This window comes from Desulfosporosinus acididurans, assembly GCF_001029285.1.
Lineage (GTDB): Bacteria > Bacillota > Desulfitobacteriia > Desulfitobacteriales > Desulfitobacteriaceae > Desulfosporosinus > Desulfosporosinus acididurans.
In genome coordinates this window covers 64,763-81,305 of sequence record NZ_LDZY01000016.1, presented here as the reverse complement: position 1 = coordinate 81,305, position 16,543 = coordinate 64,763, and the positions used below count along the sequence as shown (strand labels likewise).

Sequence of the window (16,543 nt, the reverse complement as noted above, 5' to 3'; positions counted from 1 at the left end):
CCTTGGGCACACACTGATAAAGTATGGTGAATGCCAATACAGGTCAGTACAGATCCTGGAATAGAACGGATATGAGACCAATAATCGTTATTTTGGAGGCTAGAGATGAAAATAGGTTTTTTTGATTCTGGGGTGGGAGGTATTACAGTATTATATGAGGCACTTAAAATGTTGCCCAATGAGGATTATTTATACTATGCGGATACATTAAATGTTCCGTATGGGCCGAAGCCGAAAGACGAAGTTAAACAATATGTTCTTAATGCTATAGAATTTATTGCCCAACAAGGAGTTAAAGCAATAGTTATTGCCTGTAATACTGCTACAAGTGTGGCAATCGATGATTTGAGGTCTAAATTTGATATTCCAATTATAGGAATGGAGCCTGCTGTAAAACCAGCCTTTGAGAAAAATAAAGATGTAACGAAACGGATTTTGGTAACAGCCACCGCTTTGACTCTAAAGGAAGACAAACTACAAAATCTTATTACAAAATTAGATAATGAACATATTGTTGATTTATTATCACTTTCAGGGTTAGTCCAATTTTCCGAAGGATTTGAGTTTAGTGAAGAAAAAGTATTACCTTACCTTCAAGAACAATTATCAAAATTTGATTTAAGCAACTATGAAACTATAGTTTTAGGTTGCACTCATTTTTCTTTTTATAAAGATATGTTCAGGAAAGTACTACCATCAAATACTAATATAATTGATGGAAACATAGGAACTGTGAGAAACTTAAAACGAACTTTGGAAGAAATGAACTCCACAAACGAAGGAAATGGCAATATAATTTTTTATAACTCTGGATTAAGAGTTAAAGAGAAAGCGTTATTAGATAACTATAGCAAATTATTTAATAGATTAGATGACATTAATATATTAATGGCTAATACAAGGGGCTGAACCAAAATTTGTTGGCCTCCATTACTCTAAAAATTCATAAAACTTACCATACTATATTTAAAGTTATTGAGAAAGTATATAAGTATATTTTGCTATATAACTTTAACAATAATTTGCAATAGGAGGTTATCGTTTAATGAACAATCGCTCTACGAACGTAACAAAATACAATGGTTCCAATCACTTGAATCTTATCCGTAATTACAATGTACCAAGTGTTGGATACAAATTGTTTCGTGTCACTTCCAAAAACACTGATACGATTCACTAATTGAATAAGTGGGCAAAATTACAAAAACATCCTAGAGATACCAGGTCTCTGGGATGTTTTTGTAATCAATTGTTGTTATTTTCAACTGAAGAAGAACTTCTTATATGTGTATATTCATTTCTTTCATCCTTCGGTAGAGGGTATTCCTTCCAATACCGAGAAGTTTGGCAGCCGGAGCTATTTTTCCTTTGGTTTGAGTAAGTGCATAGAGGATTGCATGTTTAGTCTGTTGCTCAAGTAAAGGTTCAGGTTCAGTTTGTGTGCCAGTTTGTTTAAATTCATCGGGTAGATCTGCAACGGTTAAAATGGGACCTTCGGCGAGTGCAACCATACTTTCAATGCAATTCTCGAGTTCACGGACATTACCCGGCCATTTTTGGGCCAGCAAGTAAGGATATACTTCTTCTTGAATTCCGATGACTTGAATTCCAAAGGACGTACTGGCTTTGTGAATGAAATGGGGGACTAAATCTCTAATATCTTCCACCCGTTCGCGCAGCGGAGGTAAATCTAAAGTCACAACTTTCAAACGATAGTACAAGTCAAGTCGAAAACGCTTACTTGCCACAAGAGCGGAAAGATCTTTGTGTGATGCTGCAATAACTCGTACGTCAATTTTCTTTGTTTTCGTATCTCCGATTCGGCAGACTTCTTTTTCCTGAAGTGCGCGAAGTAGGGCTACCTGTACATTTAAGGGCATATCGCCGATTTCATCCAAGAAAATGGTTCCCTTGTCCGCTAATTCAAATTTTCCGGGATTTCCACCACGGCGTGCTCCGGTGAAGGCGCCTTCGACATACCCAAAAAGCTCACTTTCAACAAGTGAAGAAGACAGTGAAGCACAATTTAGAGCAATAAAGGGCCCATCTCGTCGTGGGCTAAGTTGATGGATTGTCTGGGCGATAATTTCTTTTCCGGTTCCACTTTCTCCGTGAATTAGTACGGATGAGTGAGTGGCAGCAACTTTGGAAGCCCTTGCCAAGGTTCGCTGAGTATTCTCACCATGCCCAATCCATAAGGTGTTATTGGTCACAGCAGATGATTCTGTTGTAACTTGAAGAGTCCCTACTGCACCTAACGAATAGCCTTTATCATTAATAACCTGTTTCAGATGGGAAGATATCTCATTTCCGTAGCTATTTTTTATTTTCAGGTTTAAGGAACGCCCGCTTAACATCCAACCTTTGGGTGAACTAAAAATATCTGCGGCAAGCTGTCCGATAATTTCCTCTTGTTTGCGCCCGAGAAGTGCAGCCCCTAAAGTGTTGATGTTTGTAATGATCCCGTTTCGATCAATAGCTAGAAATCCCTGATTTAAAAGTGATGAGGCTAACTTTGCACCTTCTTGATAAAATTCCAGTTGATCTTGTAACTCAAGAAGCTGTAGATTTTTTTCGATCATGCTTGCCCCCATCCGAGCAATTCTGAGGATTTTTTCACGATCTTCAGCGACTTCACCGCTAATATCAAAAACGCCGAGAGGTGCTCCTGCTGTGTTTTGAATTGGGGCTGCCCAGCATGCCAAAAAATGATTGTCACGTACAAAATGTTCCCAACCAAAAACAGAGATGGGGGCATTATCTCGGAGTGCAGTTCCGATGGCGTTGGTTCCTCTTATTTCTTCACGCCAACTGGCTCCGGGACTTAGATATACTTTTTGGGCTTTACTCATAAAAGAATCATCGCCGGTAGCTTCGATAATATATCCCTCGTTGTCACAAAGCAATACTGTATATTTATTGCTTCCCAACAAACTGAAGATATAAGGCAAAACTGTTTCGCCGGCTCGGATTAATGATTCTTGGGCTTCACGACGCTCTGTAAGACGGGGCTTTGAGAGAATATCCTGATTCGTAATTAGCCTATGATCAACTTGAAATTCAATACTTCGCTGCCAGGAACGATAGATGGAAGGAGTTACTTCCGATTCGACGCTCTCCCCATTGATGAAACGATTCCAATGGTTGCTCATACTCTTTCCCCTCTCTCTAGCATTAAAGTTGATGAGGATCTTATCTTGACAGAATAACACAAATATTCTAAACAAACAACTATGCAATACTAATTAAAACGTTCCATTTTGGAACACTAATAATGAACACTAAGATCAGAAATGGAACATTTTTATTTTTCAAACTATTATATTAAGACCATTTGAACTTAAGTTTTATTAATTTTAATAAAAATAAATTATTTTGTAATAATAATATGGTGAAAACTGAATGACATAGCCTTTATGAAACCTCAAAAGCCCAACTTAGAATTTCAGAAGGTTGGGCTTTGAAGTTCTTGACAGATTATGTGCACGACTTATTCACTTGCCGAAGGAACAATGAGGGTAAGAACAGACAGGACAGTCAAGACAAAGCCCGCCATGACCTGCCTTGACGATATCACGGCGTGACAGCCGCTCTCCAGTCAGCAGACGTGGAGCAAACAGGTCAAATGCAGTCGTCTTAGAATACATAACACATCCAGGTAATCCCAGAATCGGAACATCATTAATATAGGCCACTAAAAACATGGCGCCGGGCAAAACAGGAGCACCATAGGAGATGAGCTCCGCGCCCATTTCTTTGATGGCTGTGGGTGTTACATCATCCGGATCTACCGACATACCGCCGCTGACCAGGATCATGTCCGCACCCTGATCTAAATGATCTTGGATAGAGTTTTGAATCAGAGAGATATCATCGCTGGCAAAAGTTTGCTTCAGTACTTCAGAGCCCCAAGCTTCGACTTTGGCACGGAGGACAGGGCCAAACTTATCTTGGATTCTTCCATGATAGATTTCATTGCCTGTAGTGACAATGCCCACTTTGAATGATTTCAAAGGACGAACTTCAAGGAGCGGGGTTGAAAACGTTTTGGCAATTCGTTCAGCTTCTAGGATCACCTTCTCGTCAATCATCAGAGGAACAACACGAGTACCGGCAACCTTAGTGCCTTTTTTGACAGGACGATGATTGTGAAGCGTAGCAAGGATAATGTATTCCAAGGAATTTAAGGCTAGAATACCGTCTTCAGAGATATAAAGGAGTCCGTCGTGGGCGGCGGTGAATGTGATTTTTCCTTCTTTGGGTTCGTCAAGGGTGAGTCCCGGTCCGCAAGCCGCTTTAGCAAGTCGGTCTGCTGCTTCATTCTCATGAATCAGACCGGGATTTTGATCCCAAACATAAATGTGTTCCTTTCCCATGCTCAGCAGAATAGGGATATCTTCTTCACGGACGACATGTCCCTTGCGAAATCGCGGACCTTTTGTGACACCAGGAATAATTTGAGTCATGTCATGAATTAAGACAGCGCCAACAGAATCTTGAACCTTGATTTTTTCCATTGTGAAAACCTCCAATTTGTGCTAGGGAAAGGAGGGCTTAAAGCCACGCACCATGGAGTTAAACTAAAACTTTCAGAAGTTATAAGGCGGCGGAGGGAAAGAATACTGGTTGTCTTTTATGGTATCGTATTCTTTATATGAGATCAAGCCGGAATTTTCATTAAAATAAGGTAGTTATAAATTCACAAAATTATTGGCACAAATCTTGCAATTAAACCTAGTGTAAAGGAACAAAAACACTAAAGTTACACAAAAATTATTAAAAGTTCTCATTTTAAGAAAAAAGGGGTGGGAGGAAATTTTCAGTTGACTAAGCGTTGTTTTGGAGGGAAAAACTTACTGGTAGAATACGGATGAATATTGGTGGAAATGGATGGAATATAATTTTTAGGTTTAATTAACCATAAAGGAGAGAAAAAATTGCTTAAAAAGAACTTAATTATTAACGGAAGCTCTCAAGTTTTAATTGTCGATGGGGAAGCTACCCTGGCAAATGTATTGCGTGGACAACTGCATATGACTGGAACTAAAATCGGATGCGGCAAAGCACAATGCGGCGCCTGTTCCGTGATCGTGGATGGAAAGGTTATTCGCTCCTGTGTTACAAAAATGAAACGAATTCCCGATCATGCGGAAATCACAACTATTGAAGGCGTAGGGACTAAAGAACATTTGCATCCTTTACAACTGTCCTGGATGATTCACGGTGCTGCTCAATGTGGCTTCTGCAGCCCCGGATTTATTGTATCGGCTAAGCAGCTCTTGGAAGAAAATACAAACCCTTCAAGAGAGGACGTTCGGGATTGGTTTCAAAAGCATCGAAATGCCTGCCGCTGCACAGGGTATAAGCCTTTAGTAGACGCAGTTATGGATGCCGCTCGTTTAATGAGGGGAGAAGTTACCACGGAAGAGTTATGGTGCAAATTACCTGAAGACGGCCGAATTTGGGGTAGTAACTATATTCGTCCGTCTGCATTGGCTAAGGTTACCGGGACTTGGGATTTTGGCGCTGACGCCGGACACAAATTGCCGTGCGGAACCTTGCAGCTGAAACTGGTTCAGGCCAAAGTTTCTCATGCCAATATTCTTTCTATAGATACTTCGGAAGCAGAAAAAATGCCTGGTGTCTACAGAGTTATTACAGCCAAAGATGTCGTGGGCAAAAACAAAATTACGGGTTTAATTACTTTTCCGACGAATAAAGGTGACGGCTGGGACCGCCCGATCCTTTGCGATAAAAAAGTGTTCCAATTTGGTGATGCGATAGCTATCGTTGCAGCCGATACTGCGGAACATGCTCAAGCCGCAGTGGAAAAGGTTAAAGTGGACCTGGAATTGCTGCCGGAATATATGAGTGCTCCGGCGGCCATGGCTGACGATGCCATCGAGATTCATCCTGGAACCCCAAATATCTATTTTGAAACGAAGGTTGTTAAGGGTGAAGATACCGCACCTCTGCTGGAAAAAGCAGATGTCGTTGTGGAAGACGACTTTTATGTTGGACGTCAGCCCCATATGCCCATTGAGCCCGATGTCGGCTACGCCTTTTTCGATGAAGATGGTAAACTAATCATCCATTCGAAAAGTATCGGAATCCATCTCCATCAGGCTATGATTTGTGCGGGCATAGGAATTGAGTCTGAAAAACTGATATTAGTTCAAAACAACGCCGGCGGAACTTTCGGCTATAAGTTCAGCCCAACCATCGAAGCTTTGTTAGGAGTTGCGGCAGTTGCCACAGGCAAGCCCGTATACCTGGAGTTTGATTATTATCAGCAGATGACCTACACCGGAAAACGTTCCCCCTTCTTTATTAATCTTAAATATGGAGCAACTAAAGAGGGCAAATTAATTGCCATGGAATCTGATTGGTCCGTAGATCACGGCCCATATTCCGAATTTGGCGATCTGCTTACCATAAGAGGCTCCCAATTCATTGGCAGTGGTTACAATATTCCCAACATCCGCGGCTTTGGCCGAACGGTTTGCACCAACCATGCCTGGGGTTCAGCCTTCAGAGGGTATGGCTCACCGCAAAGCCTTTTCTCGTCTGAAGTTTTGCTGGATGAACTTGCCGAAAAGCTGGGTATGGATCCTTTTGACCTGCGCTATAAAAATGTCTATCGGCCCGGTGATACAACACCTACCGGCTGTGAACCTGATGTGTATTGTTTAGTTGAGATTATGGATAAACTTAAACCTAAATACGATCAAGCAAAAGAATGGGCTAAACAGCCGCCAGCAGAACCCAATAAAAAACGCGGAATTGGCATCTCGATTGGAGTCTATGGGTCAGGCTTAGACGGGGCAGACAGTGCTGCAGTGAATGTGGAACTAACGGCAACCGGTGTAACGGTTTACACGTCCTGGGAAGATCACGGTCAGGGAGCTGATATGGGATCACTGGCCACAGCCCATGAAGCTCTGCGTCCCTTGGGAATTAAACCGGAAAACATTAAGCTTGTGATGAATGATATGGAGAGAACCCCCAACAGTGGGCCTGCTGGAGGAAGCCGTTCACAAGTCTTAGTCGGAAATGCCACTCGGGTTGCATGTGAAGCGCTGCTGCAAGGGATTAAGAAAGAGGACGGAACCTTTCGAACTTATGAAGAAATGATTGCCGAAAATCTGCCGGTGTTCTTCCAAGGCGCCTGGACTGCTCCTGCCTCAGAGTGTAATGTGGAGACAGGACAAGGCAATCCCTTTGCTGTCTATATGTACGGAGCCTTCTTATCACAAGTTGAAGTCGATATTACAACCGGCAAAACAAACGTTGTCAAGATGACAATGGTTGCCGATGTCGGCAAGATTGCCAATAAGCTGGTTGTGGATGGGCAGCTTTACGGCGGGTTAGTTCAAGGCCTTGGCCTGGCTCTGAGCGAAGATTTTGAAGACCTGAAGAAACACTCTGATCTCATCGGTGCGGGTCTGCCTTTTATCAAGGATGTTCCTGATGATATTGAACTTCTCTATGTTGAAACTTATCGCCCCAATGGCCCCTTTGGCGCCGCAGGTTCAGGAGAACTGCCTTTGACCTCACCCCATGCTTCTATTATTAATGCTATCTATAATGCCTGTGGTGTTCGGGTAACGCATTTACCCGCCCGTCCGGAAAAAGTACTTGCCGGCCTTCAGGCTAAAGGTTAAGAGTGTACTCTACCCCCACCGAAGCAAGGTATGGGAACCTGAACATGCTTAGTGATGGCAGGTTCCCTGCTTTATCAGGGCTAAGAAGCCCCAGTATACCCGTTTATGTTTGCATCCATAACTAAGGAAATCGGGTGTTGCTTATGGAACAAGAGGAATTAAAACTGCTGGAAGATAAGTGTACCCAAGAAAACCCTCCGGCCTGTACGGCGGGTTGCCCAATCCATGTCGATGCCCGCAAGCTAATGTCCGACATACAAAAAAAGGATTTAAAAAGCGCTCTGGCAACATTGCAAAAAAAACAGCCCTTTCCCGGAATTATAGGTCGGATTTGTGATCACCCCTGTGAGGACGTTTGTAAACGCAGAGATGTTGGATCACCTATTTCAATAGCAGCATTAGAAAGGTTTTGTGTACAAAATCAATCCAGTAACTCGCCGAAAGCTGGGATGATTCCGGAAAAAAGTCAAACTGTAGCGGTAGTAGGTTCTGGACTGAGAGGCCTGACGGTGGCTTATGATTTGGCTAAAAAAGGATATAAAGTTACCTTGTTCGATAAAGCAGATCGAATTGGCGGCAGCCTCTGGGATTTTCCTAAAAACCAATTGTCCCCGGAAGTTATTGTCGAGGAACTTTCCGTTTTATCCCGACTTAAGGTTCAGATCGAACTAAATAGGGAAATTACCCGCTTAGATTTAGCCGATCTTCAGGAGAAATTTGCTGCCCTGTATCTTGGCCTGGCGAAGCAATCAGCTGACGCGGTTGAACTTCTCGGAAATAATTATGACCTTGACCCAGTTACCGGTGCAACAGCGATTAAAGGTATTTTTGGGGGAACCCTAGCGGATAATGACTCACCGATAAGGTCTGTCGCTGACGGACGTAAAGCAGCAATTTCTATAGACCGCTATTTACAAGGGGTTTCCTTAACGGCTTCCCGTGAAGGCGAAGGTTCTTATGAGAGTAAACTGTTTGTTAACACTCAAGGAATTGAACCGTTGCCGGCAGTGTCTATGAGTAATGAACAGGCAGGGTTCACTGTTGAAGAAGCTGTTCAGGAGGCTTCCAGATGTTTGAATTGTCAGTGTCTGGAATGTATCAAGGCCTGCAAATATATTGAAAGCTACGGAAGTTATCCTAAAAAGTATCTGCGCCAAATTTATAATAATAATTCCATCGTCATGGGGATGCGGCATGCCAATAAAATGATCAACTCCTGCAGTTTGTGCGGGTTATGTGCTGAGGTTTGTCCGCAGGGATTAGATCTGGGAGAAGTTTGCAAAGCAAGCCGGGTAACCATGATCGGCAAAGGAAAAATGCCGCCTTCAGCTCATGATTTTGCTTTGCGGGACATGGCTTTCAGCAACAGTGATAAGTTTGCCTTAGCCAGGCATCAGCCAGGCTGTAATTCCAGCAGCTACGTCTTTTTTCCCGGGTGCCAATTGAGCGCTTCGTCTCCTGAGCACGTAGAAAATGTTTATAAATTGTTGATGGAAAAGCTTACCGGAGGCGTAGGTTTAATGCTTGGCTGCTGCGGTGCGCCGGCTGACTGGGCGGGTGAGCAAGACCTGTTCCGAAGAAATTGGGAAGTCTTAGCTGCTGAATGGGAACGGCTGGGCAAGCCCCAGATCATCACAGCCTGTTCCACCTGTCACAGTATGTTCCAAACAAAGTTTCCGAACATCGTCTCTTTGTGGGAGTTGATGGCTGACATGGAACTTCCCGGACAAGAAGACATGCTCAGCGGAGGAAGAGTGGCAGTCCAAGATGCTTGTACAACGAGACATGAACCGTCCATCCATAATGCTGTCCGAAAAATTCTACAGAAACTAAAGTATGACATTGAGGAATTGCCTTACAGCAGAGAGCGGACTAAATGCTGCGGTTACGGAGGGCTGATGTCCTTTGCTAACCGGGAATTAGCGCAGAAGATTGTCGAAGATCGAATCAGTGAGTCCGATGTGGATTATGTTGCCTACTGCGCTATGTGCAGAGATCGGTTTGCCTCTAAAGGCAAACGAACATGGCATTTATTAGATCTGATTTTTTCAGACGATCTTGAGCAGGCTGCCGTCAAACCAAGTGTTGGTTTTTCCTACCGCCATGAAAATCGGGCCAAATTGAAACGTAAACTGCTGCATACGCTGTGGCAAGAAACTCCGTCGGATCAGGAGGAAGCCTATATGAGTATAAACCTTCAAATCAATGACAGAGTTTGGGGGATAATGGAAGACCGTCATATTCTTATTGAGGATATCCAACAGGTTATTGGGTATGCGGAGCGGACAGGAAGAAAGTTTACGAATCCCGATAATGGCCACAGTTTGGCCCATTACCGTCCCCTCAGGGTAACTTATTGGGTTGAATACGAACCTCAGGAACAAGGTTTTATTGTCTACAATGCTTACAGCCATCGCATGGAAATCGTGGAGGGAGCTCATGAGTAATACACCAAAACAAACGGAAAAACTGCCTTGGAAGTGCGGAAAATGCGGCGGCGAACTGGAACGGGGTTTGGTTAAGGCATCTTATTTAGGCAATGATTTCGAGGTTCAAGAACTTAAATGTCTTAACTGTGGTCTGGTCCTGATTACCGAGGAACTGGCCTTAGGCAAGATGTTTGAAGTCGAGCAAAGCCTGGAAGATAAGTAAAGGGGGATGGATGATGCCGGCCGACGCCTTTCGGATGTTTCAACTGGCAGCTCAAGGGTTTTGCTGCAGTCAAATTATTTTGATTTTGGGGTTAGATGATCTCGGAAAGGAAAACCCCGATCTTATCAAAGCGATGCATGGTTTGTGCGGAGGAATTGGAAGGTCGGGAAAAACCTGCGGAGCGCTTACCGGTGGAGCGTGCTTGATTGGCTTATCTGCCGGCAAGGGCAGTCCCGGCGAATCAGGGCACCTTAAAATCAACGCTATGCTCAAGGAATTAATGAACTGGTTTGAAGACGTCCATGGCAGTATCGAATGTGAAGGGATTTTAGACCAGTCCTTGGACGAGGGGAATGAGTATCCGGTACGCTGCGGCAATATTGTTGCAGCAACTTTTAATAAGGTTCAAGAGATAAGAGCGGCTAATTCTGAAGACACAGAGTCAGACGAAGAGTATTAGTAAAAAGCCGGAAGTTGGCGACTCAGACGGAGGACTCAAAACTGTATGAATAACAATGTTTTTAAAGTCTATGAAGGTGACGCTCTTCGGCAGGCTGCAGGAGATACTTTACGTCCGGGCGGCTTTTTCCTAACCGACCTGGGAGTAAAGCGCTGTAACTTTCTTCCTGGTGCCAAAGTCTTAGACGTGGGGTCCGGCAGTGGTGCAACGGTTGAACGTTTGATCTCCGAATATCAGCTCCAAGCCCTTGGGATTGACCCCTCGGAGGTATTATTGGAGGTCGGAAAAAGGAGAAATCCTGACTTAAACCTGATTCGGGGTCGGGGAGAGGAGCTGCCCTTTCTGCCAGACGACCTTGACGGGGTATTCGCCGAGTGTACCTTATCCGTAATGGAAGAGCCAAATCAGGTCCTGAAAGAAATTTTCCGGGTGCTCAAGCAGGGCGGCTGGCTGATCATTAATGATGTTTATGCCCGGAATCCTGATGGATTGAAGGACCTTCGAGAACTCGGCATCGAGTCCTGCATCAGAAGGGCGTTGACCAAGGACGAGCTGCTGAATATGCTTAATAAATTTGACTTTCATATTGTTGACTGGAGTGACCATACAAATTTATTGATCCAACTGACGGTTGATCTAATAATGACTCATGGATCGATGACAAATTTTTGGCTTAAATCTGCTTCGTGTTTAAGTTTCGTTGATCCTAACTCTATCCAGGAAGCGGTCAAAAAAGCAAAGATGGGCTATTTCCAACTGATTGCCCATAAGGGATACCAGTTCCAGTAAGAGAGGGATTAGAGCGTATGAAGGTTAGGGAGGGAAGTTTAACTTCCACTACTGAAAGTTTATGTCCGGAATGTTTGCGCAAGATTCCGGCACAAAGAGAGGTTCAGGGTGAGAATGTTTATCTCGTAAAACGCTGCCCCGAACATGGTGAGTATCGAACCTTGATTTGGCATGGAAGTCCTCAATGGGCCTCCTGGGTCAGGCCTACAATTCCTACTCCGCCCAAGGAATGTTTTACACAAGTTGATAAGGGATGCCCCTTTGACTGCGGTTTGTGCGCAGACCATTATAAGACAACTTGTACGGCCCTGCTTGAAGTTACCCAGCGCTGCAATCTAAACTGCCGCTTCTGTTTTGCCAATGCCGGAACGGAGCTTGACGAACCTTCGCTGAAAGTGATTGAAGGGTGGTATAAAAACGTCCTTGCCGCCAGTGGCCCGGTGAATATCCAGTTATCCGGCGGCGAACCGACTCTCCGGGACGATTTGCCGGAAATCATAGAAATGGGCAGGAGATTAGGTTTTAACTTTATCCAGATTAACACGAATGGCTTACGGCTGGCCGAGGATTCCCCATATTTAAGCCGCTTAAAGATAGCCGGCCTTAGCTCGGTTTTTTTGCAATTTGATGGTACAGAGGATCAAATATATCAGGCAATCAGAGGACGGCAGCTTTACGATCTGAAAGTGAAAGCCATTGAAAACTGTGCTGAACACGGAATCGGAGTTGTCTTAGTACCGACTCTCATACCGGGAATAAACACTGATAATATCGGCGGAATCATAAAGTTCGCCTTAAAAAATCATCCTGCCGTCAGAGGGGTTCATTTCCAACCTGTAAGCTATTTCGGCAGAATTCCCCAAGAACCGCTGGACGAAGATCGGATTACACTGCCGGAAGTTATTCAAGCCATTGAGAAGCAGACAGAAGGGCTGATTAAAGCTGAAAATCTGAAGCCCCACAATGGACGCTGTTCTTTCAGCGGCAGCTTTACGCGCAGAGCTGACGGTAGTTTGAAGCCGATCTTGAACAATTCCTGCTGTGAGAGACCAGAACGAGCGGATGAGCTGGCCAGAAAAACCAGGACCTTCGTAGCCCGCCAGTGGTCAGGTCCTGAGTTGTTCAAAGTTCAAACCGTAAAGGATAATCCAGGCGACTCCTGGGACAATTTAATTCAACAACTTAAAACGTATGCTTTTTCCCTCAGCGGTATGGCTTTTCAAGATGTTTGGAATCTGGATCTTGAACGCTTAAAGAATTGCTGTATCCATGTTGTAAGCCCTGAAGGCAAGTTAATTCCCTTTTGTGCTTATAATCTCACCGCTAAAAATGGGCGCTCACTTTACCGCAAGGGGAGATAAATCTTGGCCATAAATGTTACCCCGCTTGAACCATGGGTACAAGAGAAAATTATCGGTAATCGTTCGGGAAGACTGACGCGAAAGCTGATCGAGAATTATCAGTTGAACAAACTGCAGGAAACTATTGCTTGGGTAAGCGCTGGCAGCAGATTTTACCGCCGTCTCTATAAGGGCTTGGATAGTAAGATCTCCTGTTTAGCAGACATAAATAAACTGCCTTTTACCACGTCTGAAGACCTCAAAAATTATCCCCTGGATTTCTTATGTGTTTCCCAAGATGACATCAGCAGAATCGTTACCCTCCAGACTTCCGGTACAACAGGAAAACCCAAACGTCTCTTCTTTAGCGAACCTGATCAAGAATTGACCATCGACTTTTTTCATCATGGCATGTTCACCTTGGTTGAACCAGGGGACAGAGTCTTGATTTTGCTTCCGGGTGAAACGACTGGAAGTGTCGGTAACTTACTGCATTTGGGTTTAGCAAGGGCAGGCGTAATAGGGAACATTCATGGAATGGTTATTGATCCGGAAGTAACCTTTGAACAAATAAAACGGGAAGAAATCAATGTTCTGGTCGGGATACCTGCTCAAGTCCTGAATTTAGCAAGATTTATTGCTTCAAGGGACGAATCATCTTCTCTAAACATCAAAAGCGTCTTGCTGAGTACCGATTATGTACCCTTAACTGTTGTCAAAGAACTGCAAAAATATTGGGGGTGTCAGGTGTTTAATCATTATGGTATGACTGAGATGGGTTTAGGCGGCGGGATTGAATGTGAGGGCTTCTGTGGTTATCATCTGAGGGAAGCAGACCTATATTTTGAAATTATCGATCCCCTGACAGGAACCCCTGTGATAGACGGGCGGCCAGGGGAAATCGTCTTTACGACACTGACCAGATCAGCTATGCCCCTAGTTCGTTACCGAACCGGCGACATTTCCAGATTTATACCTGGCCCTTGCTCCTGTAACACAGTCCTGAAACGATTGGAACGATTAAAATCCAGAGATCGGGTTTTTCTGAATGAGAGGGACTACTTGACGATTTCCGATTTTGACGAGGTTCTCTTTGAATTTGGGGATATTATTGACTTCGAGGTTACGCTTACTGAAGTGGCTAAGCAAAATCGCTTAAACATAAATATTCTCTTGAGGAAGCCTGTCGCAGAGGACGTAGAACAGTCGCTTCTACAATCCCTTGCCAAAATCCCCAACCTAAAGACCGGACTGCAAACCAACAGTTTGCAGGTTAACCTCAATTTTAGCGAAACTCCCGGGGTAAGAGCCCCTAAAAGCAGAGCTAAGCGACAGATTCAAGACCGAAGGAGGAGTGACCAGCCTTGACTGGAACAGAATCCAGGCCAGAGAGGGGGATACTGACAGCAATTATTGTTGCTGCCGGATACTCGTTTCGCATGAAACAATTTAAACCATTGTTGCCTTTGGGAGGGATTACTGTCATAGAACAAGCTGTTCATAGTTTTTTGGACAATGGTTTCAAGGATATTCGAGTTGTCGTTGGGCATCGCGGGAATGAACTGTTTCCCCTTTTGGAAAATTTAGGGGTTCGAATTATCGTGAACACCAATTATTCCGAAGGGATGTTTTCTTCGGTCCAGGCCGGAGTTAAAAGTCTCACTTCTGAGACGGCTGGTTTTTTTCTTTTACCTGCCGATAATCCCCTAATTAAACGTCACACTCTTGAAATGATGGAAGACACTTTCTTTTCTAAGCAGGAAAGTATAGTTTACCCGTCGTTTCAAGGCGAGAGGGGTCATCCTCCTCTAATTCCCAGCTGCTATGTTAACGACATTCTAAAATGGAATAAACCGGGCGGACTGAGAGCGATGTTAGAGCAGTATGATGATGATGCCGTCGAAGTTCAGGTTGAAGACTCGGGTGTTTTGCTTGACATGGATACACCGGAGGACTATTGTAAACTGCTTGATTACATTGGTGATACCCTGCTGCCTTCCGAAGAGGAATGTTATGAGATTATCAAAAAGACTGAAACTCCCTTGAAAGTCATTAAACACAGTAAGCAAGTAGCCGCTCTTTGCTGCGTTATCGGAAGTTGTTTAAGAAGTTCAGGATGCCGCATAAACCTTGACTTAATTAAGGCTGCAGCCTTATTGCATGACCTGGCCAAGGGTCAACCGCACCACGCACAAGTTGGATCGAGCATGCTCATGAATTACCCAATGGTCGCAAAAATAGTGGCCGAACACACCGACATTTGTACAAACATTGAACAGACCATATCGGAAAAAGAAGTCGTCTATTTGGCTGATAAGTTTGTTAAAGACGAGCAGATTGTTTCTCTTAAAGACAGATTTGCCGGCCCCTTGGAGCAACACCAAAACGACCCCGATGCACTTGAGAAAATACAACGACGATATTTGGATGCCGAGTGGATTAAGACAAAGATTGAGAAAATTATTAACATGCCTTTATCTGAACTATTAAGTTAATCTAGAGGGGTAGGAAACAATGGAAAATGAAATAATCTACAGACTTAAAATTGCCCTAGAGGAAAATACTGAAGTTGCTATGGTTACAATCATCAGTGTCCTTGGCTCAACTCCTCGTAAGCCCGGAGCTAAAATGTTAGTTTTTCCTGACGGAACAATCGTCGGTACCATTGGCGGCGGATGCGGTGAGGCTGAAGCCAGGAGGGAGGCTCTCAATGTCATAGCAGCACGCACTTCTAAGGTGCATTATTTAAATATGACTGCTGATATTGCCCAGGATGAAGGAATGGTTTGCGGGGGAATCATGGGATTATTCATTGATTATTTAGGTTCTCATAACTTCGCCGGACAATTTAAACTTTACAAAGACTATTTAGCGGCACTCGAGGAAGGAAATCAGAATCCGATTCTCGTTACACTAATCGAATCAGCTCCTGAACATTTGATAGGAAGCAAACTAGTTATTAAGGCAAACGGCGAAGTCAGCGGTGATCTTCATTTAGATGGCTTAAATCGAGTGGCCCAAGAAAGCGGCAAAATCTGCGCTAAACGGTGCCGGCCGTTATTAATTAGTTTGAATTCTGAGTTTGAGCCTTGCGAAACATCCATGAGCAAACCATCCTTTCGGTTGCTCATTGAACCGCAAAGAACAATTGTGCAATTGTTGATTTTAGGTGGTGGTCATATTGCGCTCCCCCTGGTCATTATGGCTAAAATAGTAGGGTATGAGATTACAGTCATCGATGATCGTCCGGCTTTTGCCAATTCTATTCGCTTTAAAGAGGCAGACAATGTGATTTGCGCTGATTTTGCACAAGCCTTAGACAGAATCACAATCACTCCCCAAACTTTTGTGGTAATTGTCACAAGAGGACATCGCTATGATAAAGTATGTCTGGAAAAAGTGATTCGCCAGCCGGCAGCATATTTGGGCATGATTGGCAGCCGCAAAAGAGTTAAAGCTTTAAAAACTGAATTAGAGGAAGAAGGAGTTCCGGCCGATTTACTGCAAAATCTTCATTCTCCGATTGGTCTGAAAATAGGAGCAGAAACTCCGGAAGAAATTGCCGTTAGTATTCTCAGCGAGTTGATTAAAGTTCAAAGGGAGATGGATCAGACCTTAAAGTAGATGATCCTGGAGAG

Annotated in this window: 13 protein-coding genes; 11 read left to right on the top strand and 2 right to left on the bottom strand. The window is 43.9% G+C overall.

The features are described from left to right. Nucleotides 1-105 precede the first annotated feature (105 nt). Nucleotides 106-909 carry a glutamate racemase gene (gene murI, locus DEAC_RS18920; RefSeq protein WP_047811643.1) on the top strand — a complete coding sequence of 268 codons (804 nt, stop codon included), beginning with the start codon at nucleotides 106-108 and terminating at the stop codon, nucleotides 907-909. Nucleotides 910-1,045: 136 nt separating this feature from the next. Continuing rightward, entirely contained in the window at nucleotides 1,046-1,180 is a 135-nt protein-coding gene (locus DEAC_RS24615) for a hypothetical protein (RefSeq protein ID WP_282433319.1), read from the top strand. Between the two features lie 100 nt (nucleotides 1,181-1,280). Here the strand turns inward: DEAC_RS24615 and DEAC_RS18915 are convergent, their stop codons facing one another. Together DEAC_RS18915 and DEAC_RS18910 are read right to left on the bottom strand one after the other, a co-directional pair. Next, on the bottom strand, nucleotides 1,281-3,152 hold the full coding sequence (locus DEAC_RS18915; RefSeq protein ID WP_047811642.1) for a sigma-54-dependent Fis family transcriptional regulator: 1,872 nt from the start codon (nucleotides 3,150-3,152) through the stop codon (nucleotides 1,281-1,283). Between the two features lie 342 nt (nucleotides 3,153-3,494). Beyond that, a complete protein-coding gene (locus DEAC_RS18910; RefSeq protein ID WP_047811641.1) occupies nucleotides 3,495-4,517 on the bottom strand; it encodes a molybdopterin-binding protein in 1,023 nt (340 codons plus the stop codon). 420 nt (nucleotides 4,518-4,937) lie between these two features. Here DEAC_RS18910 and DEAC_RS18905 point away from each other — a divergent pair, with 420 nt between their 5' ends. The 9 genes from DEAC_RS18905 to DEAC_RS18865 all read left to right on the top strand — a co-directional run bounded on the left by DEAC_RS18905 (nucleotide 4,938) and on the right by DEAC_RS18865 (nucleotide 16,529). Beyond that, nucleotides 4,938-7,664, top strand: a complete 2,727-nt coding sequence (locus tag DEAC_RS18905; RefSeq protein WP_047811640.1) for a molybdopterin-dependent aldehyde oxidoreductase — start codon at nucleotides 4,938-4,940, stop codon at nucleotides 7,662-7,664. A gap of 143 nt (nucleotides 7,665-7,807) precedes the next feature. Further along, the gene (locus DEAC_RS18900; RefSeq protein ID WP_047811677.1) at nucleotides 7,808-10,111 is read left to right on the top strand and encodes a pyridine nucleotide-disulfide oxidoreductase/dicluster-binding protein; all 2,304 of its coding nucleotides are present in this window, start codon (nucleotides 7,808-7,810) and stop codon (nucleotides 10,109-10,111) included. Then, nucleotides 10,104-10,316, top strand: a complete 213-nt coding sequence (locus DEAC_RS18895) for a DVU_1557 family redox protein (RefSeq protein ID WP_047811639.1) — start codon at nucleotides 10,104-10,106, stop codon at nucleotides 10,314-10,316. The genes DEAC_RS18900 and DEAC_RS18895 overlap by 8 nt, the downstream gene beginning before the upstream one ends. A gap of 13 nt (nucleotides 10,317-10,329) precedes the next feature. Next, nucleotides 10,330-10,776 (top strand): DVU_1555 family C-GCAxxG-C-C protein, encoded by a 447-nt coding sequence (locus DEAC_RS18890; protein WP_047811638.1) that lies wholly within the window; start codon nucleotides 10,330-10,332, stop codon nucleotides 10,774-10,776. 45 nt (nucleotides 10,777-10,821) lie between these two features. Next, nucleotides 10,822-11,565, top strand: a complete 744-nt coding sequence (trsM, locus tag DEAC_RS18885) for a DVU_1556 family methyltransferase (protein WP_047811637.1) — start codon at nucleotides 10,822-10,824, stop codon at nucleotides 11,563-11,565. 17 nt (nucleotides 11,566-11,582) lie between these two features. Further along, entirely contained in the window at nucleotides 11,583-12,926 is a 1,344-nt protein-coding gene (gene trsS, locus DEAC_RS18880) for a radical SAM (seleno)protein TrsS (protein ID WP_047811636.1), read from the top strand. 3 nt (nucleotides 12,927-12,929) lie between these two features. Continuing rightward, on the top strand, nucleotides 12,930-14,273 hold the full coding sequence (locus DEAC_RS18875) for a DVU_1553 family AMP-dependent CoA ligase (protein ID WP_047811635.1): 1,344 nt from the start codon (nucleotides 12,930-12,932) through the stop codon (nucleotides 14,271-14,273). Further along, nucleotides 14,270-15,400, top strand: coding sequence for a DVU_1551 family NTP transferase (locus tag DEAC_RS18870; protein ID WP_047811634.1), 1,131 nt, complete (start codon nucleotides 14,270-14,272; stop codon nucleotides 15,398-15,400). Before DEAC_RS18875 ends, DEAC_RS18870 begins: the two co-directional genes overlap by 4 nt. 19 nt (nucleotides 15,401-15,419) lie before the next feature. Then, complete coding sequence (locus DEAC_RS18865; RefSeq protein ID WP_047811633.1) at nucleotides 15,420-16,529, top strand: XdhC family protein; 1,110 nt, start codon at nucleotides 15,420-15,422, stop codon at nucleotides 16,527-16,529. The last annotated feature ends 14 nt before the right edge of the window (nucleotides 16,530-16,543 follow it).

Excerpts from the sequence above, each read along its gene's own strand:
- DEAC_RS18900 (WP_047811677.1), top strand. The coding sequence starts at position 7,808 with ATGGAACAAGAGGAATTAAAACTGCTGGAAGATAAGTGTACCCAAGAA.
- trsM (WP_047811637.1), top strand. The coding sequence starts at position 10,822 with ATGAATAACAATGTTTTTAAAGTCTATGAAGGTGACGCTCTTCGGCAG.
- trsS (WP_047811636.1), top strand. The coding sequence starts at position 11,583 with ATGAAGGTTAGGGAGGGAAGTTTAACTTCCACTACTGAAAGTTTATGT.
- DEAC_RS18895 (WP_047811639.1), top strand. The coding sequence starts at position 10,104 with ATGAGTAATACACCAAAACAAACGGAAAAACTGCCTTGGAAGTGCGGA.
- DEAC_RS18915 (WP_047811642.1), bottom strand. The coding sequence starts at position 3,152 with ATGAGCAACCATTGGAATCGTTTCATCAATGGGGAGAGCGTCGAATCG.
- DEAC_RS18865 (WP_047811633.1), top strand. The coding sequence starts at position 15,420 with ATGGAAAATGAAATAATCTACAGACTTAAAATTGCCCTAGAGGAAAAT.
- DEAC_RS24615 (WP_282433319.1), top strand. The coding sequence starts at position 1,046 with ATGAACAATCGCTCTACGAACGTAACAAAATACAATGGTTCCAATCAC.
- DEAC_RS18890 (WP_047811638.1), top strand. The coding sequence starts at position 10,330 with ATGCCGGCCGACGCCTTTCGGATGTTTCAACTGGCAGCTCAAGGGTTT.
- murI (WP_047811643.1), top strand. The coding sequence starts at position 106 with ATGAAAATAGGTTTTTTTGATTCTGGGGTGGGAGGTATTACAGTATTA.
- DEAC_RS18910 (WP_047811641.1), bottom strand. The coding sequence starts at position 4,517 with ATGGAAAAAATCAAGGTTCAAGATTCTGTTGGCGCTGTCTTAATTCAT.